This is a genomic window from Pseudomonas sp. GM18 (assembly GCF_000282195.1).
In the GTDB taxonomy this organism is placed as follows: domain Bacteria; phylum Pseudomonadota; class Gammaproteobacteria; order Pseudomonadales; family Pseudomonadaceae; genus Aquipseudomonas.
Window position 1 is genome coordinate 1 of sequence record NZ_AKJT01000074.1, and the last position, 23,310, is coordinate 23,310.

16 protein-coding genes and 1 pseudogene are annotated in these 23,310 nt (G+C 60.3%); 4 read left to right on the plus strand and 13 right to left on the minus strand.

Annotation, left to right across the window (positions count from 1 at the left end; all coding sequences use genetic code 11):
* Positions 1 to 127 precede the first annotated feature (127 nt).
* The 7 genes from PMI21_RS09375 to PMI21_RS09345 all read right to left on the minus strand — a co-directional run bounded on the left by PMI21_RS09375 (position 128) and on the right by PMI21_RS09345 (position 9,126).
* On the minus strand, positions 128 to 2,125 hold the full coding sequence (locus PMI21_RS09375; RefSeq protein WP_007939869.1) for a peptidase U32 family protein: 1,998 nt from the start codon (positions 2,123 to 2,125) through the stop codon (positions 128 to 130).
* Positions 2,126 to 2,300: 175 nt separating this feature from the next.
* On the minus strand, positions 2,301 to 3,293 hold the full coding sequence (locus PMI21_RS09370) for a LacI family DNA-binding transcriptional regulator (protein WP_007939870.1): 993 nt from the start codon (positions 3,291 to 3,293) through the stop codon (positions 2,301 to 2,303).
* Between the two features lie 75 nt (positions 3,294 to 3,368).
* The gene (locus PMI21_RS09365) at positions 3,369 to 4,871 is read right to left on the minus strand and encodes a glycoside hydrolase family 32 protein (RefSeq protein WP_007939871.1); all 1,503 of its coding nucleotides are present in this window, start codon (positions 4,869 to 4,871) and stop codon (positions 3,369 to 3,371) included.
* Positions 4,868 to 6,001, minus strand: coding sequence for an ABC transporter ATP-binding protein (locus PMI21_RS09360; RefSeq protein ID WP_007939872.1), 1,134 nt, complete (start codon positions 5,999 to 6,001; stop codon positions 4,868 to 4,870). Before PMI21_RS09360 ends, PMI21_RS09365 begins: the two co-directional genes overlap by 4 nt.
* A gap of 27 nt (positions 6,002 to 6,028) precedes the next feature.
* Complete coding sequence (locus tag PMI21_RS09355) at positions 6,029 to 6,871, minus strand: carbohydrate ABC transporter permease (protein WP_007939874.1); 843 nt, start codon at positions 6,869 to 6,871, stop codon at positions 6,029 to 6,031.
* The gene (locus tag PMI21_RS09350; protein ID WP_007939875.1) at positions 6,868 to 7,830 is read right to left on the minus strand and encodes a carbohydrate ABC transporter permease; all 963 of its coding nucleotides are present in this window, start codon (positions 7,828 to 7,830) and stop codon (positions 6,868 to 6,870) included. The genes PMI21_RS09355 and PMI21_RS09350 overlap by 4 nt, the downstream gene beginning before the upstream one ends.
* Before the next feature lie 21 nt (positions 7,831 to 7,851).
* Entirely contained in the window at positions 7,852 to 9,126 is a 1,275-nt protein-coding gene (locus PMI21_RS09345; RefSeq protein ID WP_007939876.1) for an ABC transporter substrate-binding protein, read from the minus strand.
* A gap of 169 nt (positions 9,127 to 9,295) precedes the next feature.
* Between PMI21_RS09345 and PMI21_RS09340 the strand changes: the two genes are divergently transcribed.
* The gene (locus PMI21_RS09340) at positions 9,296 to 10,861 is read left to right on the plus strand and encodes a carbohydrate porin (RefSeq protein WP_007939877.1); all 1,566 of its coding nucleotides are present in this window, start codon (positions 9,296 to 9,298) and stop codon (positions 10,859 to 10,861) included.
* A 58-nt stretch (positions 10,862 to 10,919) separates the two neighbouring features.
* On the opposite strand, the gene alr is transcribed toward PMI21_RS09340, so the two are convergent.
* Positions 10,920 to 12,158, minus strand: a complete 1,239-nt coding sequence (gene alr / locus PMI21_RS09335) for an alanine racemase (protein ID WP_007939878.1) — start codon at positions 12,156 to 12,158, stop codon at positions 10,920 to 10,922.
* A gap of 381 nt (positions 12,159 to 12,539) precedes the next feature.
* Here alr and PMI21_RS09330 point away from each other — a divergent pair, with 381 nt between their 5' ends.
* The 3 genes and pseudogenes from PMI21_RS09330 (at position 12,540) to PMI21_RS30240 (ending at position 15,658) form a co-directional block, all read left to right on the plus strand.
* Positions 12,540 to 13,766, plus strand: coding sequence for an acetylornithine/succinylornithine family transaminase (locus tag PMI21_RS09330; protein WP_033064108.1), 1,227 nt, complete (start codon positions 12,540 to 12,542; stop codon positions 13,764 to 13,766).
* Positions 13,767 to 13,768: 2 nt separating this feature from the next.
* A pseudogene (locus tag PMI21_RS30235) lies at positions 13,769 to 14,800 on the plus strand (HAMP domain-containing protein); the annotation flags it as partial.
* A 93-nt stretch (positions 14,801 to 14,893) separates the two neighbouring features.
* Entirely contained in the window at positions 14,894 to 15,658 is a 765-nt protein-coding gene (locus tag PMI21_RS30240) for a methyl-accepting chemotaxis protein (protein ID WP_443200769.1), read from the plus strand.
* A 68-nt stretch (positions 15,659 to 15,726) separates the two neighbouring features.
* Here PMI21_RS30240 and PMI21_RS09320 read toward each other — a convergent pair whose 3' ends face one another.
* The 5 genes from PMI21_RS09320 to PMI21_RS09300 form a co-directional block, all read right to left on the minus strand.
* A complete protein-coding gene (locus PMI21_RS09320) occupies positions 15,727 to 16,782 on the minus strand; it encodes a hypothetical protein (RefSeq protein ID WP_007939881.1) in 1,056 nt (351 codons plus the stop codon).
* Between the two features lie 33 nt (positions 16,783 to 16,815).
* Positions 16,816 to 18,624: a hypothetical protein gene (locus tag PMI21_RS09315; RefSeq protein WP_007939882.1), complete on the minus strand. Its 1,809-nt coding sequence runs from the start codon at positions 18,622 to 18,624 to the stop codon at positions 16,816 to 16,818.
* A gap of 3 nt (positions 18,625 to 18,627) precedes the next feature.
* Positions 18,628 to 19,932 carry a hypothetical protein gene (locus PMI21_RS09310; RefSeq protein ID WP_007939883.1) on the minus strand — a complete coding sequence of 435 codons (1,305 nt, stop codon included), beginning with the start codon at positions 19,930 to 19,932 and terminating at the stop codon, positions 18,628 to 18,630.
* A gap of 19 nt (positions 19,933 to 19,951) precedes the next feature.
* Positions 19,952 to 20,875 carry a hypothetical protein gene (locus PMI21_RS09305; RefSeq protein ID WP_007939885.1) on the minus strand — a complete coding sequence of 308 codons (924 nt, stop codon included), beginning with the start codon at positions 20,873 to 20,875 and terminating at the stop codon, positions 19,952 to 19,954.
* Positions 20,876 to 20,942: 67 nt separating this feature from the next.
* A complete protein-coding gene (locus tag PMI21_RS09300) occupies positions 20,943 to 23,309 on the minus strand; it encodes a hypothetical protein (protein ID WP_007939887.1) in 2,367 nt (788 codons plus the stop codon).
* Between the last annotated feature and the right edge of the window lies 1 nt (position 23,310).

Below are 23,310 nucleotides of genomic sequence, written 5' to 3' on the forward strand. Positions count from 1 at the left end.
CTGACGGACCGCAGTGCCTGATTTTACGACTGCTGCGCAGCCGAACGCAGCCTCGCAGGCTCGACAGCTGCTACGGCCGAAGGCTGCGCAGCGAGCGCGACGCCATAGCGGCGCGCTCGCCCGTCACTCAGTGGGGCGCGCGAGGGATGGTCTTGAGCAGGTCTTCAGGGCTGATGTGGCCGACAACCTGCTGTACGCTGCCCGGTTGCGGCAGGCCAAGGATGTGCCCCTTCATCTTGCCGATCACGTGCATCTCGCAGGGCTTGCAGTCGAACTTCAACGTCAGCACCTCGTCACCGTGCACCAGTTGCATCGGCGCGACCTTGGTGCGCACGCCGGTAACGCCCTTGGCCTGCTTGGGGCAGAGGTTGAAGGAGAAGCGCAGGCAGTGCTTGGTGATCATCACCGGCACCTCGCCGGTTTCCTCGTGAGCCTCATAGGCTGCGTCGATCAGCTTGACGCCGTGCCGGTGATAGAAGTCGCGGGCTTTCTGGTTGTAGACGTTGGCCAGGAACGACAGGTGCGATTCCGGGTACACCGGTGGCGGATCGGTCTCGGCCTTGCGACCACCCCGTGGGTGGGCGTTGATGCGGGCCTCGGTCAGCGCTTCGATGACTTCGCGGCGCAAGGCCTTGAGCTGCGAGTTCGGGATGAAGTACGCCTGCGGTGCATCCAGCTTGATATCCGTGGCGTGGTACTGCGTGGTACCCAATTGGCCGAGCAAGTCGTGCAGTTGCTCCAGGGCCTGTTCCGGCTTGTTGGCCAGGCCGAATGGGCCGTCCAGGGCGACACTTGAGCTGACACCTTCCTCGCTGGTGGCGGTCAGTTCCAGGCGATCCTCACGCAGGCGAGCGACCCAGGCCAGGCCCACCCGGCGCTCGGCGGAGGTCTTGAGCAGGGCCTGTTGCCAGTTGTGGTCGAGGTTGCGGCTCAGCGGGTGATTCGGCCGCAACTGGTGCAGCCCCTTCGGCATTTCGTTGGGCTCGACACGGTAGCGGTAGCGCTTTTCACCGTCTTCTTCGAACTCGCCCTTGGGCTCGGCGATGTTGGTACGCCAGCCCACCACCTCGCGCTTGACCAGCACATTGAGGCCGTCGCCGTTGGACAGCGGTTCGTGGGTGACCACCAGCAGGTCGCGCTTGCCGACTTTCTCCACCACACCCACCGGCAGGCCGGTGAAGGTCGGCGAATCGAAGGCGCCGATGTCGATCTTGCGCTCGCTGACGAAGTAGTCGGTGCTGCCGCGGTGGAAGGTCTTGTCCGGATCGGGCAGGAAGAAGTGCGCGGTGCGGCCGCTGGAAGCGCGAGCCAGGTCCGGACGGTCTTCGAGGACGTCGTCCAGGCGCTGGCGATAGTAGGCGGTGATGTTCTTCACATAGCCCATGTCCTTGTAGCGCCCCTCGATCTTGAACGAGCGTACGCCGGCTTCCACCAGCGCGCGGATGTTGGCGCTCTGGTTGTTGTCCTTCATCGACAGCAGATGTTTTTCGTAAGCAATCACACCGCCTTTTTCGTCCTTGAGGGTGTAGGGCAGGCGGCAGGCCTGGGAGCAGTCGCCACGGTTGGCGCTACGCCCGGTCTGCGCATGGGAGATGTTGCACTGCCCGGAGAACGCCACGCACAGCGCGCCATGGATGAAAAACTCGATGGCTGCGTCGGTTTCGTCGGCAATCGCGCGGATCTCCTGCAGGTTCAGCTCGCGGGCCAGTACCAGTTGCGAGAAACCGGCCTGATCGAGGAACTTCGCCCGCGCCAGGGTGCGGATGTCGGTCTGGGTGCTGGCGTGCAGCTCGATCGGCGGAATGTCCAGCTCCATCACGCCCAGGTCCTGGACGATCAGCGCATCGACGCCGGCGTCATACAACTGGTGGATCAGCTTGCGCGCCGGCTCCAGCTCGTTGTCATGCAGGATTGTGTTGATGGTGGTGAACACCCGCGCGTGATAGCGACGGGCGAATTCCACCAATTGGGCAATATCGCTCACCTCGTTACAGGCGTTATGGCGAGCGCCGAAGCTCGGGCCGCCAATATACACCGCGTCGGCGCCATGCAGGATGGCCTCGCGGGCGATGGCCACGTCACGGGCGGGGCTGAGCAATTCCAGGTGATGCTTGGGTAGGGACATGTTTTTTTAGTCTGGCTTGTCACGGTCAAGGTGCGCATTGTAGCGGCGAAACGCTTGACCGGCACCCGTGTGCTGCCAGGTGGCTACGTTGTGATCCATTCTTTGGCCGCCGCTGGGGGCCGCGCAGCTAATGTGATGACCTGTGCAAGGCGTTTAGTGACGGACTCAATCTCTCTCAAAGCGACGCCCTGACCACCAATGGACAATCAACCGGCTGGGCTCCCTCTACCTCAAGGGTTTCGATCAGGTGCCGGGCAGCCTGGCGACCAATCTCGTAGTACGGCAGTTGCACCGTGGTCAGCGGCGGGATGAACAGTTCAGCGATACCGATCATGTTGTCGTAGCCGAGCACCGCGACATCGCCGGGAATTTTCAGGCCTCGGCCCAACAACAGCTGATAGGCACAAAACGCAATGCGGTCGTTGCCACAGATCAGAATGTCGAATTGCGGACGACCCTCAATGATGTGCCGGTCGAGGATGGCTGCGGTTTCACCGTAAGCGTCATGCTCGGAAAGGTCGTATTGCAGGAGCGCTTCAGGCGCCAGCCCGAATGCCTGACAGGCGCGCTGCAAGCCTTCTTGTCGCAGCCCCCAGGCCAGGCTCTGTTTTGGCAGATTGATGCACAGCGGGCGCCGATAGCCTTGGCTCAACGCGTGATGCACGGCGCGATACTGCCCCGTTTCGTCGTCCGGCACATAACTGACCAGGCGACTGTCATCGGCCAGGCAATTGGCGAGCACCAGCGGTTTGCTCTTCAAGCGCTCGGGAATGCTGACGTGGCGAAAGCCCATGGCGCTGAAGATCAACCCGTCGGGGCGGTGCGACAACATCAGGTCGATGTTCTGGTCGGTGGGCGGGTTGCTCAACAGGTTAAGGATGAAGACATTCCAGCCGGCCTGTTGCGCGGTCTGTTCGATGGACAGCAGCAGTTCGACCGCGAACGGTGTGGTCGCGGTGTCCAGTGCGAACACACCGATGGTGCGCGACTGGAGGTTGTCGCCGCGCATCTTGCGCGCCGACAGGCTCGGTACGAATTGCAGTTCATCAATGGCGCGACGCACCCGCTGAAGGGTTTCGGGGCTCAGTTTTTCCGGGTTGTTGAGCGCTCGAGAAACAGTCATCAGGGACACGCCGGCCAGTTGTGCAACGTCTTTCACTGAAGTCATGCGAGGTGAGGCCGGTCAGGTTGACGCAGAATCATGACACAGGGCCCGGGTTTCTCGCGACCCGAATGACGCCGTTCACAGCCATCCCGAGGCCAGAGGCCATGCCCTGGGAATGCAGACACGCCCGCCGCTCCCGCTGGCCAGAAGCTTCACCCCCAGACTGTCGGGCCGCGGATAGAGGCGACTGCTGAGGCTGAAGCGCCCGTTTTCGTCGAACACCTCGATGGACGAGCGATCGAGGAACACGCGCAGTTCCAGTCGCTCTTGTGTCGGGTCTATCGACACGCTGCGCTCACCGGCGACTTGCGCACCCGAGCGGCTACGGTCCAGCACCAGACGCTGCAGCGACGCATCGTAATAGAGCAGGGTTTGTTCCTGGCCATCGTCGCTGCAACGCAAGGCGATGCCCAAATGGCCGTCGGTGCAGTCGAGCAGATCCAGCTGCACATGGATTTCGAGCCTGTCGCCATTCACTTCTGGCACCCACCGGGTTCCTGCCCCATCCCACCAAGACGTACCCGGCAATGGCGCCTCGCGCAGAGCCGTGAGCTCCCGTGCCGGATACACGCAAAGGCGATCGTCATGCAGTTCAAGTTCGCGCGGCAAACCGAGCATGCCGCACCAGTGATGGGCCTGGCTCGGCATCGGGCTTTCCCACATGTCGAGCCACGCCCACACCAGGCGCCGACCATCGGCGGCCACCAGCGTTTGCGCGGCATAGAAATCGTGGCCGTTATCCAGCTCGATAAAAGGCCCGCCGGTGAAGTGCCATTGGCTGTCGAGGCGGCCTACTCGATAACCGGTCTGGTACTTGTTGAGCCGTTCGTAACCCTGGGGCTGCATGCCCTGAGGGGAGTACAACAACACATCGCGCCCGTTCAGGCGAAACAGGTCCGGACACTCCCACATATAGCCATCGCCCTCGTTGCCACTGGCTACATAATCAAGGAACTCCCAGGTGTGCAGATCGGTGGAACGGTACAGCGGCAGCAGCGGTTTATCGCCCAGGCGTGCGCCGGCAATCAGGTACCAGCAGTCATCCTCCTGCCAGACCTTGGGGTCACGAAAGTGCATGATCGTGTCGTGCGGCGCGGTCGCGATGACGGCGCCATGCTTGACGAAGCGGATGCCGTCGACACTGGTGGCCAGGCACTGGACTTGGCGGATCGAGCTTTCGTCACCCACGTCCTTCAGCCAGGTGTGCCCGGTGTAGATCAGCGCCAGGGTATCCCCACACACCACCGCGCTACCGGAAAAACAGCCGTCGCGGTCGAAGTCATCGCCGGGCGCCAGGGCAATCGGCAGATGCTGCCAATGGACCAGGTCGGTACTCTTGGCATGCCCCCAATACATCGGGCCCCATTTCGCGTCGAAGGGATGGTGTTGATAGAAAACGTGATATTCGCCACGAAAGTACACCACGCCGTTAGGGTCGTTCATCCAGCCTGCGGGGGGGGCCAGGTGATAACCGGGGCGGTAATCGTAGATGACCCGAGACAGGCCATCACTCAGCGCTCGCTGCGCAAGGTCAAGGGAGTCAGGCATTGGATCGCTCATGGTATTCAAAGACAAAGTCATAGGGCGCCTGCTCGTGCCGGGCGCAGAGGGGCGGTTTCAATGGCATGTGGGTGACGCTTCAAGGCCGTGCCGTCGGCGTCGAACAGGTGCAGGTTGTCGATGTCCAGCTGCAGCTCGACCCGATCGCCCACCTGCCATCCGGCGTGGACCTCACAACGACTGATCAGTGGCTCGTCCTGACCTGTCTCGAGGTGCACATAGGTTTCACTGCCCAGATACTCGACTGCGGTCACGACAATGCCGGCGGACCCTTCGGCCGCTTTGAGCGACACGTGCTCCGGACGAATCCCCAGGCTTAGCGGGGCGTCAGCCACCAGGCTTGAGCTGCTGAAGGGCAGGGACGTCATCCCCAACACGGGGCTGTCGACCAGGCTGGTTTCGCCCGACGCCTGCAAACGCGCCGGCAGAAAGTTCATTCTGGGTGAGCCGAGAAAGCCGGCGACAAAGCGACTGGCCGGGCGCTCATAGAGTTCGCGTGGTGAGCCGACCTGTTCGACGCGACCGCCATTGAGCACGACAATTTTGTCGGCCAGGGTCATCGCTTCCACTTGATCGTGGGTGACGTAGATCATGGTCGAGCCCAGCCGGGCATGCAGCCGGGCGATTTCGTTGCGCATCTGCACTCGCAAGGAGGCATCCAGGTTGGACAGCGGCTCATCGAACAACAGAATGTCCGGTTCCCGCGCCATGGCTCTGCCCATGGCTACACGCTGACGCTGCCCACCGGACAATTCCTTTGGCTTGCGTTGCAGCAGCTTGTCCAGTTGCAGGATTTGCGCGGTTTTCAGCACGCGCTCGCGCAGGCTGGTCTTTTCGGTCTTGGCCAATTTGAGACCAAAACTGATGTTGTCGTAGACGCTCATGTGCGGGTAGAGCGCATAAGACTGAAACACCATGCCGACGCCACGCTCGCGCGGCTCCAGGTCGTTGACCCGACGCCCGTCGATCAGCAGGTCGCCGGCGCAGATCGAATCCAGTCCGGCGATCAGTCGCAGCAGGGTCGACTTTCCGCAGCCCGAAGGGCCGACGAATACCACGAACTCACCCGCCGCGATCTCCAGATTGACGTCGCGCAGAATCCGCGCACCGCCCAATTGTTTGTTCACGTTATCCAGTTTCAACTTGATCACGATGCTGTTCCTTGTAGTTGTCGGGCATCAACCCTTTAACGCGCCGGTAGTGAGGCCGGAAACGATTCGGCGCTGGAAGATCAGCACCAGAATCACCAGAGGGACGGTGACCAGCACCGATGCCGCCATCAACAACCCCCAAGGCAGTTCATGGGGGCTGCCGCCGGAAATCAGGGCGATGGCCACCGGCACCGTGCGTTGGGTGTCGGTGAGGGTGAAGGTCAGGGCAAACAGGAACTCGTTCCACGCGGCGATGAAGGCCAACAAACCCGTGGTGACCAGTGCGGGCCAGAGCAGCGGCAACAGCACCCGGGTCAGCGTGACCCAGGGCGAGGCGCCATCCATGATTGCCGCTTCTTCCAGTTCATGGGGCAGTTGCCCCATGAACGTGGTCAGCACCCAGACAGTGAAGGGCAGGGTGAAAATCGTGTAGCTGAGGATCAACGCCCAAGAGGTGTTGTACAGGCCCAAGGCACGGATCACCTCGAACAGCCCCGACAGCACCGCGACCTGGGGAAACATCGACACGCCAAGGACCATCATCAACACCGTGCCACGCCCACGAAACTTCACCCGGCCCAAGGCATAAGCAGCGGTCAGGCTGAGGAACAGCGCCAAAGTCACCACGCTAAGCGCAACTACCAGCGAATTACCGATCGCCCGCAGGAATGAGGCTTGATGGAGCACCGCCGCGTAATTGGAGAAGTCGGGTTTTTTGATCCAGTAGCTCACCTGGAACAAGGCACTGGACGGCTTCAGCGACGTGACGATGGCGTAGTAGAAAGGGAACACCGCATACAGCAGCAACACCCCGATCAGGCACCAGAACCCGAAGCGCAACAGCGCTTTTTTCAGTTGGCGCGGGCTCATGACCGGACCTCCAGTTGACGGCGTCCGAGGTACAGATAAAGCATGGCGATCACTGCAACCACCAGAAACAGCAGGGTCGAGGCGGCGCTGCCGTAACCGACGTCCTGAAACTCCACCAGGTGTTGGCGGGCATAGACCGACATGCTCATGGTGCTCGATGAGTTCGAGGTCAGCACATAGATCACGTCGAACACCCGCAGGGAGTCGAGGATGCGGAAGATCGCCGCCACCAGCAATGCGGGCATCAGCAGTGGCAGCGTGACCCGCCAGAACACCTTCAGCGGATGAATGCCATCGACCCTGGCGGCTTCGTAGCAATCACTCGGCAACATCTGCAACGCCGCGAGCATCAGCAGGGTGACAAACGGCACGGTCTTCCAGACGTCGACGATGATCACCGCCCACATCGACAGATCGGCATCTGCGGTCCAGGCCAGGGGCGCGTCAATCAGGCCGAGGCTGAGCATCAGGTGATTGATGATGCCGAACTGGTCATTGAGCATCCATGACCAGATCTTTGCCGAGACAATGGTCGGAATCGCCCACGGAATCAGAATCAACGCTCGCACCAGGGAACGGCCGGTGAACTGGATGTTCAGCAGCAACGCCACCAGCAGCCCCAGCACGACTTCCAGCCCCACCGACACCACGGTGAAATGCAAGGTGTTGCGCACCGCGTTCCACCATTGCGGATCGACCAGGATGCCCGACCAGCTGGAACCGTTGTGGAACAGATAATTGCTCAGGCCGACGAAGGTGCCGCCAGCGGTGTCCGCCAGGTTGGCGTCGGTCAGGCTGAACCAGAATGTCCGCAGCAACGGCCAGGCCGCCACCAGGGCCAGACACAACAGCATCGGCGTCAGAAACAGCCAGGCGGCGCGCACTCGGCGGCGCTGTACCGGCGTTTCCCTGGTGAGCAGAAGCTCGTCACAGGGAGCATGGGTAGTAGAGACAGACATGGTGATTTCCTTCCTTGTGGCTTACCAGTTCCGGTGTTTGATGCGCGTGAGTTCGCCTTCCAGTTCGGTCAGCGCCTGATCGACCGGCAACTCGCCGGCCAGCACGCCATGCACTTGATCGAAGAACGCATTGGTGACCCGTGGATAACGAGCGGCGGTGATTGAAGCGGGGCGCATGACGCCATCGTTGAGAATGCTGTGCAGCTGACTGTAATAAGGCATGGCCGCGAGCAGCTCCGGATCCTGGTAAAGCGATTCGATCACCGGGTTGTAGGCGCCAATCAGCGCACGATGTTTTTGCTGTTGGGCACTGCTCAGGTAGCTCACCAGTTCTGCGGCAAGCTTCGGATGGGCGCTGTAACGCGATACCGCCAGACCCCACCCGCCGAGGGTGGAGGCATGGGTGCCGGCGCTGCCGCCTCGGGGCAGGGGAGCGACCCCGACTTTGTCTTTTACCGCGCTGTCGTGGCTTTGCACCAAGGCCCAGACATAAGGCCAGTTACGCATGAACAGCGCATTGCCCGACTGGAATACGCCGCGTCCTTCTTCCTCGGTGTAATTGAGTACGCCACGCGGAGAGATGTCGCCTACCCAGCTTTTTGCCAGGGTCAAAGCCGCTCTGGAGGCCTGACTGTTGACCACGATGTCGCCTCGTGGATTGACCAGCCCACCGTCCGGTTGGCTGCTGATCCATTCCAGCGCATTACACGTCAGGCCTTCGTAGGCACGCCCCTGGAAGATGTACCCCCACGCATTGGGGTTCCCGGCATTGCGCTCGGCCTGCTGAATAATCCTGGCGGTAGCGGTCATTTCCTCCCAGGTCTGAGGCACCGGCTGGTTGTACTTCTCGAGCAAGTCCTTGCGGTAATACAGCAGGCCCGAGTCGGTGAACCACGGCATCGTCACCAGCCGTCCGTTCACCGTGGCGTTGTCCACCTGCGCCTGGAAGTAGCCTTGGGTCGCGTCGGCGGGCAGCACCTCGCGCAGATCCAGTAGATGTTTGGCCAGCATCCCCGGCCACACCATGTCGATTTGAATGATGTCGATGTCGCTGGATTGCGCACTGAGGATCTGTTGGTAGAACGACAACCGCTCGGTTGCCGAGTTAGGCGTGGACACCACCTCGACATGATTGCCGGTCTGTTTCGACCACGCCTCGACGGCCTCCTTGCACAGTTGTAATTCCGCGCCCACCGCACCGCAGGAGATCGTCAGATCGGCTGCGCTAGAGAGGGATGGAAGCCCGGCACACAGGGCGAGCAGTGCTGCTGGAAGGAGTGATTTGAGCTGTTTCATAAAGCCCTCTTTATTTTTGTTTTTAGAAAAGTTAACGTTAACATCGCCAAATGTAGCAGCGTATTTGCGATGAGGCATCCTTTTTTTCGTGGATTTTGACAATTCCCAACTCACGAAAGAAAAGCCCGTTCGCAGGACAAAACAATAAAAACAAAACAGGAAATTCCACATGCAGAAAGCATCAAGCTGGCTACTCGCAGGCGTGCTCGGCACCTCGGCGGCCACCGCTCAGGCCGCGACTCTGGAAGAACGCATGGCCGCGTTTGAAGCCCGTGCCAGCGCCGCGGAAAAACGTGCAGCCGCCGCCGAACAACAAACCCAGGCGCTCGCCAGGGAACTGCAACAAATCAAACTGTCCACGCCCGCCTTGCAGCCTGCTGCGTCCACTGCGACCGCCACTGCGGCGCCCACTTTGGATACGCGGCTGGCAAAACTCGAAGCCCGTCAGCAAAGCATGGAAAAACAGGGCAGCACCGAACACCTCACCGACGGGTTCAGCTTCAAGGGCTACGCCCGCTCCGGATTGTTGATCAACGATGGCCTGGGTGGTGGGCGGGGTGGTCCTTATACGACGCCTGCCGGTTCAGTCGGTGGCGCCGTCGGGCGACTCGGCAACGAAGACGACACGTACATGCGTATCGACCTGTCGAAAGAGATGTATGCGCAGAACGGCACCCGTTCCAAGTTCACGGTATCCATCGCCGACGGTGTGGAAAGTTCCAATGACTGGACAGCCGAGGAGAGCAACCTGAACGTGCGTCAGGTGTTTACCGAGCTCGACCATCTCGCGGCCTTCAAGGGCAACCCGGTGTTCGAAAACTCCACGATTTGGGCAGGCAAGCGATTCGACCGGGACAATTTCGATATCCATTGGCTGGACTCGGATGTGGTCTATCTGGCCGGCACCGGGGGTGGAATCTACGATGTGCAGATGAACAAGGATTGGCGTTCGAATTACTCCTTGATCGGGCGTAACTACGGGGATTTCAGTGAGGGCGGGATCAATGCCGACGTGGAAAGCTACATCCTCACCTCCAACCAGTTCTTCGACAGTGGTCAGTGGCAGTGGATGTTCAATGGCATCGGCTCAAAGAAAAACGACATTGGCACCCGCCGCAATCAAGCGGGCCTGACGCCTGCGGACTCCGGCTTGCACAGCATGGTCGCGAATCATCAGAAAAACTTTTTCGGCAGGGAAGGCTTCTTCAAGACCGCGCTGCTCTATGGGCAAGGCCTGGGGGCCGAGGTCAAGAACATCGGCTCGGACGGCGAGCTGATCGACGACGCCCTCGCGCTGCGCCTGGCGCTGTACGGCGAGACGCCCCTTGCACCCGGTTGGCGCATCGGTCCGAGCTTGCTGGCCGAACAAAGCAAGGATCGCTACGTCAAGGGTGACGACTACCGCTGGATGACCCTGAACGTGCGGCTGGCCAATGAAATAAACAGCAATTTCGAGATGGCCTACGAAATGAGCTGGCAAACCATGAACCTCGACCCCAAGGGTTACCTGCAACGTAATGCAGTGGACGGTAATTTCTGGAAATTCACCATCGCTCCGACCTTCAAACCCGACGTTGGAGACCTGCTCACACGCCCCGAGTTGCGAGTATTCGCCAGCCTCATGAACTGGTCTTCGGACCTGGACCGGTACAGCTCCACAGACAACTTCGGCAAGACGGACTTCAATGCCGGCGGTGTGTGGCAGTACGGGATACAGATGGAAACCTGGTTTTAATTTTCGCGTGATCGCGTAGGCGCTGCCGCAGGCTCGGGCAGCGCCTACACGTCCATCCTTACCTGGACTTCAACACCTTCGGATTCGAGTTGCCCCAGATCGTATAGAGGTCGGCCAGCAATGCGCCGTTGATGGTCTCAAGTTCGGTCTGGGTAATCTCTTCATCGCCCTGTTTGCCATACAGCACCACCTCATCTCCCGCCTGCACACCCTTGATACCGCTGACGTCGACCATCAGCGTGTTCATGGTGACCTTGCCGATTACCGGTGCGCGTTGGCCATGAATCAGTACAGAGGCTTTGTTGGAGAAGGCTCTTCGATAACCGTCGGAATAGCCGGCCGGGATGTTGGCGATCAATGAGTCTTTGCTCAGGGTAAAGGTGCGGTCGTAGCTGATGGTGCTGCCCGCCGGGTAGGCGTTGACCGCCGCGACCCGCGACTTGAACTGCATCACCCGTTGAAACTCGTTATGCCCACCCACGGGATAGCCATAAAGCGCAGCCCCCGGGCGAACCATGTCCAGCCAGCCTTCGGGCACCTCCAGGGTGGTGAAGGTATTGGCGCAGTGCAGGGTGATTCGGCTGCGGCCCAGTTTGGCGTGCTCGATCAGCCAGCTCGATTGCGCCTTGAATGTGGTCAGCCCGCGGAGAACATCCTCGCGTTCTTCAACGGGAAAGTGGGTCATGATCCCGACGATATCCAAGTGATCCAGCCGAGTCAGGTCCAGCGCCTGTTGTTGTCCTTGCGCCGTACTCATCTCCAGGCCATTGCGGCTCATGCCCGCCGAATTCAGCGCCAGGTGAATCGGCAGTTTCACGCCTTTGCCGGTGGCCAGTTCGTTGAGCTGGCGTGCAACCTCCAGGTTACCGACCAGTTCTTCGATGTTGTAGCGCAGTGCGTTCTCGACTTCATCAACGGTTGCGCTGCGCAGACGCATCAGGCGGCCCTTGAAGCCTTTTGCCCGTGCAACGCGAGCCTCTTCGTTACTCGCCACACCGATACAGGTGATGCCCATCCTGATGGCGGAAGGGATCAGTAAACCAATGCCGTTTCCATAAGCGTCGGCTTTCATCACGGCGCACATCTGGCTTTTACCCGCCAGCCGTTGCTGGAGCTTGGCGATGTTACCTTCGAAGGCGGCCTGATCAATCTCAAGCCAGGTGTTGGCCTGGCCTGATTGATTGTCGGCACGTGGGTGTTCGGGGGAGGGATCGAGCAGAGGGGCGGCATCGACCACGGGCATCATTGCCGTGAAAGCCAGTGCGAGTGTCAGCGTGCTGAGCATAAAACGTGGCATATCAAGTCTTCCATACTGGATGAGGAAAGGCCCCATGCGCGCGTGGATCTGGTATCAGCCAGTTCCCTGTGGCATCGAGCGAACAGCCATGGAATTTTTCAGCAAAGCCGACGTTTGTTTATGTGGAGTGATCGGCCTGACACAGCGGATGACGCTGTTAAACGGGGCCAGACAACAGAGAGTCGATGGGCGCGATGGCAAGCACGGAATCGGCTGCCGAGGTGAAACTTTCAGCATTCTGAGTCGAGCGCCCGTGGGAGAACAGCCGAGTCGGCCGCTTGAGTGGAGGGAGAATAACCGCACTCACTTCCCTTTCTTGAAAGGCTCCCCATGCAAACGACTAATACGGTGTTGATGACTCAGCCTTCGCGGTGCTCCGACCTGCCAAATCAGCAAGAGGCGGTTGATCGTGGAGATTTCGATCGTGTCATGGTCCCCAACTACGCACCTGCGCCTTTTATCCCGGTCCGCGGAGAAGGATCGCGGCTCTGGGACCAGAGTGGTCGCGAGCTGATCGATTTCGCCGGCGGGATCGCCGTCAATGTGCTCGGCCATGCTCATCCGAAACTGGTCAGTGTGCTGACGGAGCAAGCGAACACGCTCTGGCACATCTCCAACGTATTTACCAATGAGCCCACATTACGTCTGGCGCGCAAACTGGTGGATGCAACCTTTGCCGACCGTGCGTTCTTCTGCAACTCGGGAGCCGAGGCCAATGAAGCAGCATTCAAGCTCGCGCGACGGGTGACCCACGACCGTTACGGCGAGGAAAAATTTGAAATCATCGCTGCGTTGAACGGCTTCCATGGCCGAACGCTGTTTACCGTGTGCGTGGGCGGCCAACCCAAATACTCCGACGGCTTCGGCCCGAGAGTCGAAGGGATCAGGCATGTGCCGTTCAATGACCTGGCGGCGCTGCAGAATGCGATCTCGGACAGAACCTGCGCGGTCGTCCTTGAGCCGATACAGGGCGAGGGCGGTGTGCTCCCGGCCGAACGTGCTTACCTGGAAGGTGCCCGCACGCTATGCGATCAATTCAATGCGCTGTTGATCTTTGACGAAGTACAGACCGGCATGGGACGCACGGGAGAGCTGTTTGCTTACCAGCATTACGGCGTTGAACCGGACATTCTGACCAGTGCCAAGAGCCTCGGGGGCGGGTTTCCGATTGGTGCGATGCTGACTCGCGAAGCGTTGGCTCAACATCTGGTGCCGGGCACCCATGGGACGACCTATGGCGGCAACCCTCTGGGCTGTGCGGTGGCCGAAGCGGTGTTTGACCTTGTGAACGATCAGGCCTTGCTCGATGGCGTCAAGCAACGTGCGGAACAGTTCAAGTATCGTCTTGCTCAGTTGGCTGATCAGTATGGCGTGATCAACCAGGTTCGCGGGTTGGGGTTGCTCATTGGTTGCGTACTCAGTGACGGCTGGCGCGGGCGCGCAAAGGAAATACTGAACGCGGCCGCCGGGCAGGGGCTGATTTTGTTGCAGGCCGGTCCCGATGTACTGCGCTTTGCCCCCAGTTTGATCGTGACCGAGACGGACCTCGTGGAAGGGCTGGCCAGGTTTGAGCGCACGCTGGCGCTTCTGACCCGCGCTGCAGTCTAGCCATGAGTATTCACCTTAAGTTCAGCCACAAAATCCTGCTGGCCGTCTCGCTGATTGTCATCGTCGCGTTCGCGTTGTTCACCGCCTACAACGACGCTCTGCAGCGCAGTGCGATTCGTAAGGACCTGGACAGCTATCTGCATGAAATGGGCGATGTCACCGCGAGCAATATTGCCAATTGGCTGTATGGCAGAGTGTTGTTGATGGAGACCCTTTCACAATCAGTGGCGATCAATCCGGCACCCGAAAACATCGCGCTGTTGCTGAAGCAGCAAGCCCTGGCGTCGACGTTTATCGCCACCTATGTGGGAGATAAGGAGGGTAAGTTCATGACTTACCCGAATGCCAAAATGCCCGAGGGCTACGACCCGCGTGCCCGGCCCTGGTACAAAGATGCGGTCAAGAGCACTGGCTCGACCATCACCGAGCCGTACCTCGACGCCACGACCGGCAACCTGGTGATCACCGTCGTCGACGCCGTCACCAAGGCCGGGCAGACCCTGGGTGTCGCGGGCGGTGATCTGGGCTTGCAGGCCATTGCCGACAGTATCAATGCGCTGGATTTCAACGGGATGGGCTATGCCTTTCTGGTCAGCAGCGAGGGCAAGATTCTGGTCCACCCGGACAAAGCGCTGGTGATGAAGACACTCGCCGATGTCTATCCGCAAGCTACCCCGCGCATCAGCAGCGATATCAGTGAAGTTCGGGTGGATGGCAAAGACCGCATCGTCACCTTCGCACCGATCAAAGGCTTGCCCTCACTGAACTGGTACATCGGTTTGTCCGTGGACAAGGACAAGGCGTTTTTGATGCTCAGTGAGTTCCGTGCTTCTGCGCTGGTCGCCACCCTCATCGCGGTGCTGATTATCATCGCTCTCCTGAGCATGCTGATTCGCCTGCTGATGCAGCCGCTGCGGGTGATGACCGGGGCCATGCAGGATATCGCCGAGGGTGAAGGCGATCTGACCAAACGGCTGACCATCCAGACCCAGGATGAATTCGGCATCCTCGGCATGGCGTTCAACCGCTTCGTCGAGCGGGTTCATGGTTCGATCCGCGAGGTCTCCTCGGCCACCGAGCAGGTCAACGAAGTGGCGATGCGGGTGGTCAGCGCTTCCAATTCGTCGATGCTCAATTGCGACGAACAATCCAGCCGGACGAGTAGCGTGGCAGCCGCCATCAATCAGCTTGGCGCCGCCGCGCAGGAAATTGCCCGCAACGCAGCGCAAGCGTCGCATCAGGCCAGCGATGCCCGGGGGCTGGCCGAGGACGGCCAGCAGGTCGTTGATAGAACCATCCAGGCCATGAACACGCTGTCCGACATGCTCAGCACCTCCAGCGTCAATATCGAAACCCTCAATAGCAAAACCGTGAATATCGGGCAGATTCTCGAGGTGATCAGCAGCATCTCCCAGCAGACCAATTTGCTGGCGCTCAACGCCGCCATTGAGGCTGCGCGCGCCGGAGAGGCCGGGCGCGGTTTTGCCGTGGTCGCCGATGAAGTCCGTAACCTGGCCCATCGCACCCAGGAATCGGCACAACAGGTGCAGACCATGATTGAGGAGCTGCAAGTCGGCGCCCGCGAGTCGGTCAGCACCATGAGTCAGAGCCAGCGCCACAGCCTGGAAAGCGTGGAGGTCGCCAACCTGGCCGGCGAGCGCTTGAATAGCGTGACCCTGCGCATTGGCGAGATCGATGGCATGAACCAGTCGGTGGCCACCGCCACGGAAGAACAGACCGCCGTGGTCGAGTCGATCAATACGGACATCAGGGAGATCAACACCCTGAACCGGGATGGCGTGGAAAACCTCCACTCGACCTTGCGCGCCTGTTCCGATCTGGAGCAGCAGGCGGCTCGCTTGAAACAGTTGGTGGGCAGTTTCCGGATCTGATCGATGGCTGGAACCTGTGGGAGCGGCGGTGCGGCGATCCCACATGGTTTACGCCAGGCAGTGATTTTTCAGAGCTGCACCCGCCGTAGCCGGCCGCTCAACGGGACGACGGTGTTGTCTGGCGTGGGCAGTGGCCGGCCGGTCAAGCCCATGCCTTCGCTCACCAGTACCGCATCCTCCAGCAGACACAGGTTGGAAGGGGTATCCAGGTCGCGGGCGAGTACCACGACCTGAGCGGTTTGCAGGTTGCAGCTCAGCAATCGACCCGTGAAACGGGTAAAGCCGCCGTGCAGCGGTTCACCGCTCCAGTCGGGTGGCAAGGGTTGCTGCAGGCGGTCGCAAAGCTCCAGGACCAGCACGTTGCCCTTCGGACACAGCGCGAGTCCGGTGGGCAGTTGCAGGCCGCGAATCAGGGGCTCGATCTGCCCGCTGTCAGGCCAGACACGAATCACCCGGCCGGCCTTATCGGCAAAGTCGATGCCCTTGCGCGTCGGGTCGCCCTGCAACTCTCCGGAAAACAGACTGATCAGCACTGCGTCGGTCGCCGGTTCGTACACCAGGGTCACGGGGACGGCTTCCTGGCCCTGGTCCAGGTCGGGCAACTGGACCAGCACGCGTTCGTCCTGTCCGCTGGTGAATTCCACCAACTGATTGGTATCGGGCTTGACCGCCAGCCAACTGCGGCGGGTCGGGTGGTAACACAGCGCGTTCAGATTGCCCCGGCTGTGAAATACCGGTTCGGGCGGCGTGTATTGCAGGTCCAGCAGCTTGGAACCCTCGACGTAATCGGTCTGGCTGACCAGACAGCGCCCGTCACCGCAGGCGATGTCCGACAGCCCCATGATTTCATCGCGCAGCATGCGCGCCTGCATGTTCATGGCACGGAAACCTTGCGCCAGAATTTCACCGGGCAGGTAGACGCCGGGTCTGTGCGGATCCGGTCGCAGTCGACTGATACGGCCGCTGAAAATTTGCTCCGGCAAACCCGAGCCGGCTTCGGTCAGCAGCAGGCTGCCATCGGCCTGCACACAAATGCCCCGAGGGTTCAGCAGGCCCTCGGCGATGATGGTGCTCGGGCACAGGGTTTCGCTGGGCCGCGCCGGGATATTAATGGGAATGGGCATAGGGCTCTCTCCATGAATAAGGGATGGACGCGGCTACTGCGGCGGTTGCCACGGTTCGCCGGTGAGATAAGCCCGGAGCAGCGCCCGCTGGCAGGGCGACATCGAGCGCACCACGGGCATGAACAGGGTGGTGCCTTTGTACGCATCCGAAGTTCGGGCGAGGATGGGGTTCTTCGCGCCCATGACCGCGTCGGGCTGATTGAGCGGGATGTAGCGCGACATGGCGGGGAAGGCCAGGTAATGAAAACGCAGGACGTTTGGGTACATCAGCTCCCAGGTGATGTTGGTGCCTGCGGGGATGCCGAAGTCGGTCTGTGCGTATTTGCGAAAGCTGGTGAAGTAGCCACTGCTGGGAAGGCCATTGGCGATGCAGGTCAGGGCGACAAAACCCGCCTGGGCGGCGCTACCCGGTTTGACGGTGACGGGGAAACTGATTGCGAGTTGGCCGGGGTTGACGGTCAGCGAGGCAGGAAAATCGAGGAAGTCCCAGTATTGCGGTTCATCGTACACAGCAGGAGCAGCGGCCTGCAGGTCGATTTCGGTGGTGCTGGGGACCGGACCGCCCAGGTACCTGACCTGCAAGGTGATCGACAGGCCATCGGGGTAGTCCTCCAGGTAGACATTGCGCTGATCGGCATACACCCGATAGGTCGATTCGGTGGCTTGCAACGTGGTACCGGCGACCCTGCCGGGCGCGTTGATCGCCAGGGCGGCGGTCTGCACGGCCTGTAGCTGGTTGGCGGTCAAGGGCAGGTCGACGATGCCGCCATACACGTAGTAGTCGAATAAAGGGCGGCTGTTCGGGTCCAGGGTAGCCAGTGCGGTGGTGCCTGCGGTGATGGTGACGGGGCCGTAGTTCGCGTTGGGTCCGATAGGGCTGGTGATATCGTCCCTGACGGCCCTGAAGGTTTCCTTCGGAATGACGTTCACCATGTCGATGCTCAGGTAACCGTTGCCGCCCAGGTCGGCATAGCCGGCATTCCCCGTACTCTGGTTGACCAGTTGCCGGCCCGGTTGGCAGTTCAAAGGCTCGTCGGCGAAGGCCGGGGCCAGCGTACCGATGACCCTGCCGATGCTCGGGTTGGGGGTGTATCGACCGGCGGCATAATCGACGTCCAGTTGTTCGGTGGTCATCGTGGGGCACATTTCGAACATGACGAAACGCAGGACGATGCCAGTCGCCCCCGGCGCCTGGATGATCGAGCGCAGGCCACTGCTGTTCTGGTTCCAGCTGACGATGCTGCTCAAAGGGAAGGTCAGTTGAAACGTACCGCTGGCGTGGAAAGATCCCGGCGCATCCATTTTCGCGGGCAACAGCACACGTCCCGCCACGTCGAAACTGCTGCACACGGTATTACTGCGAATCAGCAATTGGATGTCGCTGTTACCGCCAATTTGCAGCCCGCCGACGAAAATCTGGGTGGTCGTTGAGGAGGTAGGGTCCAGGTCCACCATCATCGGGCCGGAAACAGGGCCCTGTCCGGTCACCGGGTCCACCGAACCGAGCAGATAGACCGGCAGGCCCACCATGTCGCCGGTGGTGCTGATGCTGCCCGGATTACCCTGGGAACTGATCAAGGCGTTCTGCATGTCGACGACGTGCTGCCCGTAGTGATTCCAGCCGCCGGCGGTGTAGTAGTCGCCGTCGGGCGCATTGATCATGTTGTTCAGCTGATCGTCGGTGTAAGACTCGGCACTTGGTGCCAGGGTCGAGGTGGTCAGGTCGAAGAGCGGCCATTCCTCATTGCCGTCGTAAGGAATGGTAGGGGAGTTGTTCGGCAGGCTGACGTCCGTGCGGATGCCGCCCCAGAAATTCAGGCGTGGTCCATTGAGAATGCTCATGATCTATTCCTCATCCTTGGTGGTTTTGCCGACAGGTGCATTGGCGAACTTAAACATGTAAGAGAAGTCGGCCTTGTAGGGGCTCTTGACCGGTGTCGCCATGGAGTGGCAATTCATGCAGCTGCTGTTGGGCTGGATGTAGCTCTCCATGGTCACGTTGGCCGAGAGCGACGGGGTCGGCTGGCCCAGTGGGTTGCTGGGGTTGTCCGGCATCAGCGGGCGCTGGGTGGTGATGAGCTGGTAGTACTTCAACACGCTTTTTTGCAGGCCGGGGTCGGTGCGGTAATTGGTATTCACCCCGTTGGTGACCTCGGCAATCGGGGTGACCCGGTTCAGCGGGTTCGGGGTCTGGAACGTGGTGCCGGGTTTGGGCACGCAGACCAGTTGTCCGCCCTGAGTCTGCCAGTCGCACGGCGACTGGTTGAGGCTGACGACGGGCGCGGTGGGGTTGAAGTAGGAGTAGGTCGTGCCGGGCGTTGGCTGATCGACCCACTCGCCGTGCACCAGCTCCTTGGGCGGAACGTTGTCGATCTGTTCGAAGGTCGACCAGATCCACTGCGGATAGCCGTTGACCTTGGTGATGATGTGCAGGCCCACCAGGCCCAGGTAGGCCTCGGTGACACCGGTGCGCTGGCCCTGGTCGTTGAACGTGGCCACGCGTGCCAGCATGGTCAGGTAGCGGCTGGCATTGTCGTTGGGGGTGAGGATACGCCAGCTCGACTTGACCTCGATGACGCCGTTGGGGAAGTTGATGTTGTTGGCTTTGGAAACGACATCGGCGTTATAGAAGTTGTTGTTGACGATGTAGTCGTAGGACGTCTCGTTGGCCGAGATGTCGTAGTAGGTCGGGTTACCCGCCTGGTCGATCAGCCAGCCGCCAACGGCCTGGTCGACGGCATTCACCTGAGCGCTGTTCTTCAGCGCGGCGATGTTGATGATGCCCAGGCTTTTGGCAGTCTGTGGGGTATTCCACGGGCCAGGATTGGCGCCCCTCGGCAGAAAAATTTCCTCCACGGTCTTGTAGGTCTGCCAGACGGTGTAGCCGGGATCACCAGGCTGTTTGGCGCAGTCGGGATCACCTCGCTGCCCGTCCTGTGCGGGCCAGTTCAAGGCGATGAACATCTGCCAGCTGTATTGATCGAACTGGTCCTGACTGGCGCTGGCAACCGGTGCGCTGCTGGGGGGCTGGCAACTCAGGTTGCTGGCCTGCGTCGACGGCATGGCCTGTTCCCGAGGCTGCTCCAGGGCGTGGCCCGGCACACTGGCCAGACCCAGTAGTATCACGGTGAGACGGAATGTGGTTTTCATGGCGATCCTTCGTCATTGGTCAGGGTTTGCGCTGCATGAGCTTGTTCCACTGCGCCTTTTGGCCGTTGCTCTGTGACGCCGGTGGCTCGAACAATTGGCAGGGCGGCGGATTCGCCGGGCACATGGCGGCCACCTGCGCCCAGGTCTGGGCCGGGTCCGGTTTGGCGATGCGGAAGTTGGTGTAGTTCTGGCTGACGATGGGCGCGTTGGCGACGCTGGTGTCACCGGAGAAAAAGAATGACTGGGGATGCCGGTAGGGTGGTTGTCCCGTCGGTTTTTTGTAAAAGGCATAGCCGAACAGGATCGGCCCTTGCGGCGAATCGAGGTCAAGCGCGTAGGCCTGCACGCTGCCATTGAGGTTTTTGCTGCGTTCAGCGCTGTAGGGCAGGTGCTGGATGAAGTCTTGCCGTGGCGGATGATTCATCGGTGAAAACATGCAACAGGCCGGCATGTCTTTGGGGCGGTCTTGCGGGTAAGTCAGGAAGTACGCCTTGTTGCCCAGGGACACGAACGAGCAGGTGTAGTTGTTGTTCTTGATCGGGAAAATCGGCAGGCAGTATTTCTCATAGTGCTCCATCATGGCGCCAAAACCGTCGCCATCCGGCGGGATGTAGGCGGTGTCGTAGTAGCTGGTCCCGCGAGAAACGGTGTAGTCCGCCGGGGTCAGGGTGCTGGGTGGATTGCTGTAGGGCGGCGGGTTTTTCTCGTAGTTGTGCATCACCCGGTACATGGTCCAGTCGCTGATCCAGTACGCCGGGAAAAACGGATCGGAAGGCTCGCCCGGTGCTCGTGTGGCGATGCAGTTGCCGTTCTGTTCATTGCACCCCTCGGTGTTGTGCACCCCCATGGTGAAGTACACGGCACCGCTGTCCGCCTGGGCGAATAGAGCCGGGATGAGCAGCAGGGTCAGCAGCAACAGCCGGTTCAAAATGCTGGCTTTCATATGACACTCCTGTGAAGTGCCGGGTGACAGGCTCGTCACCCGGTGGTCCTGCTTGAGCGTTGTTGTTCTAGTCTTGCTCGTAGTCGCTCATGCTAAGCGGCTCGGGCGGGAAATTGAGTTTCACCAGAGACTGCGCCCAGAGCTCCAGTACTGCGCGTCGGCTTTGTGACATATCGCGGGTGATGGGCATGGCAAGTGTGCTTTCTTCCTGGTACTCCTTGCTGATCAGCACAATGAGTGGGTCGACGGCTTTCTCTATCCGCTCCCGATCGTTGAGCGGCATGTATTTGCTCATGATCGGGTACAGGTAATAGAAGGGCTGCAGGATGCGGGGGTAGATGAAGTTTTCCCAGATCAGGACGTTGGCATCCTCGCGCTGATAAATGCTGTTCCACTCATCGACAAAATCCTGCTGCAGTTGCGGTTCCAGCGGCAGGATGCGCAATGGTGCGAGGAAGTCGGTATAGGCCTGCGAGAGCGGGAAGCTGAAGGGGATGGCTGGCGGCTGACCGTCTTCGTGGACGAAGAAACGCAAGGTCGGGAAACCCGGAGCCTGTGCCTTGACGGTCAGTCGTGCGATGCCATTGGCGTCGGTCTGTACCTGCGTCGTGCAGTAGTGCACGGTGCTGTTTGGGGGATCCTGAAGAACACCTTCCATGAGGATAGGGTTGTCGAACGCCAGGCAGGGGCTCAGGGCGACTGAACCGGGTGTCGGCAGGTATTGCAGATAGCTCACCGGTATCGGGGTATCGGAATCCTCTGCCGCCCGAGTTGCCATGAGCCGACGGCCAGTGCCCTCGGTCACCACGCGTGGTACCGGAGCGGTATCGGTAAATTGCGGCAGGCTGGCGCTGTTGTCGGCGCGATTTTCCGGATGGTCGTAGAACAACGTAAAGTCGGCCGGGTTGCTGAACGCCAGATAGTAATCGGTCGTGCACATCATGTAGGCGTTGCCATACTCCGCCACTGATAGCACGGTGCCGGCCGGTGCTGGCAGACCGTCACATTGCACCATGATCTGCAGCGTCTTGCTGTCACCCACATCGATGAAACTTCCGCTTTCCACCACTTCGGCGGTCCACATCTGTTGGGTTGCGGCTTGCAAGGGAGTTGTTCCCTCCAGTTGCAGCTCCAGCGATCCCGTTTGCAGTTTTTTCTGCGCGTCGGCGCTGAGCGGCAGGTCAAGGATGCCGGAGCGTTTGTCGAACGCCGCCTGTCGATAGTCCTCAAAGCCAAAACTGGCCAATGGGGTGAATTGTCCGTCCTGGCGTATCCCCAGTTGGTAGTTGCCGGCATCGTATTTTTCTGCCACCGGGATGTCGGCTGCCTTGTCGATCGGATAGCACGGGAAGGTGTTGGAGAGATCCAGCGATAAGGTATCGCCATGGGCCTGTGCCGAGATGACGCCCAGCGTCATGTCGGTGGCGTCGGAACCGGGTTTTTGCAGAGGCACAGCGTTGCTGGGGACCAGACGCCGACCTGCCGGTGCGGTGGGGAACTCGTCGTCAAACCACAGGCCCAGGGTACCTACGGTGCGGCTGTAGGCAGGGTTGAAGAAGATGCCGGAGATGTTGTCCAGTCCTTTCTGATACATCTCTTGCACTTTGGCCATGTCTGTCGGGGTGGTGGAGCGGGTGTTGATGGGCGGGTAGTTGTTGAAAATGCCGTTTTTGTCGTAGCAGGTCAGGTAGGTGGAAAACCGGAACATCAGGCCTTTGGCGTTTTGTTGTTCCATCTGTTCCTGGAGATTTTTCAGCAGGGCCGAATTGCTGATCGCCCAGGTCAGGTTTTCTTTCGGGAAGCAGGTTTGCCAGGTGGTGGTCACATAGATCAGGCCACCCAGGTTTGCCCAGTTGAAGTTCAGGAAGCGATCGAGCATCCGGTGTTGACGCTTGAGCGACAGGCCGCATTGATCGTCGCCCAGCACCAGTTTGTCGAAGTACAACGCTGTGAAGGTGTTCTGCCAAGGGCTGACGTCGACAAAGCGGGCCGGGGTGGGGTCGTTGCCGCCAAAGGGATTGCCGAGCAAATTGTAGCTCTGGTTAATCAGGGCATCCTGATCAACGTACCCACCGGTCGGGAGCTCGCCGCCGATGATGACGGACCGGGTCTGGTTGTAGCTGACGGTGCCGCAGGCGTTGTCACCAAACAGGTTCCATTCTCCGGGGATCATCGTAGGAGGATTCTGTTTGACATTGCCCGGCACCTGCGTGACGTAGTCGGGCGCCTCGTGTAGCACCCGAGGGGCGATAGTCCAGGGCATCAGTGTGCTGGCGACATTCTCTGGCGTGATGTTGTAGTAATCAAGAAACCGCCAGTTCATCTGCATTTTGACCGCATCGTAGAGCGGGTACATATCGTTGTTGTTGGCCGTTGGCGGGTTCCAGAACATGTGGCCGTTGAGGTAGATACGGGGGAAATTCAATACGCTCATG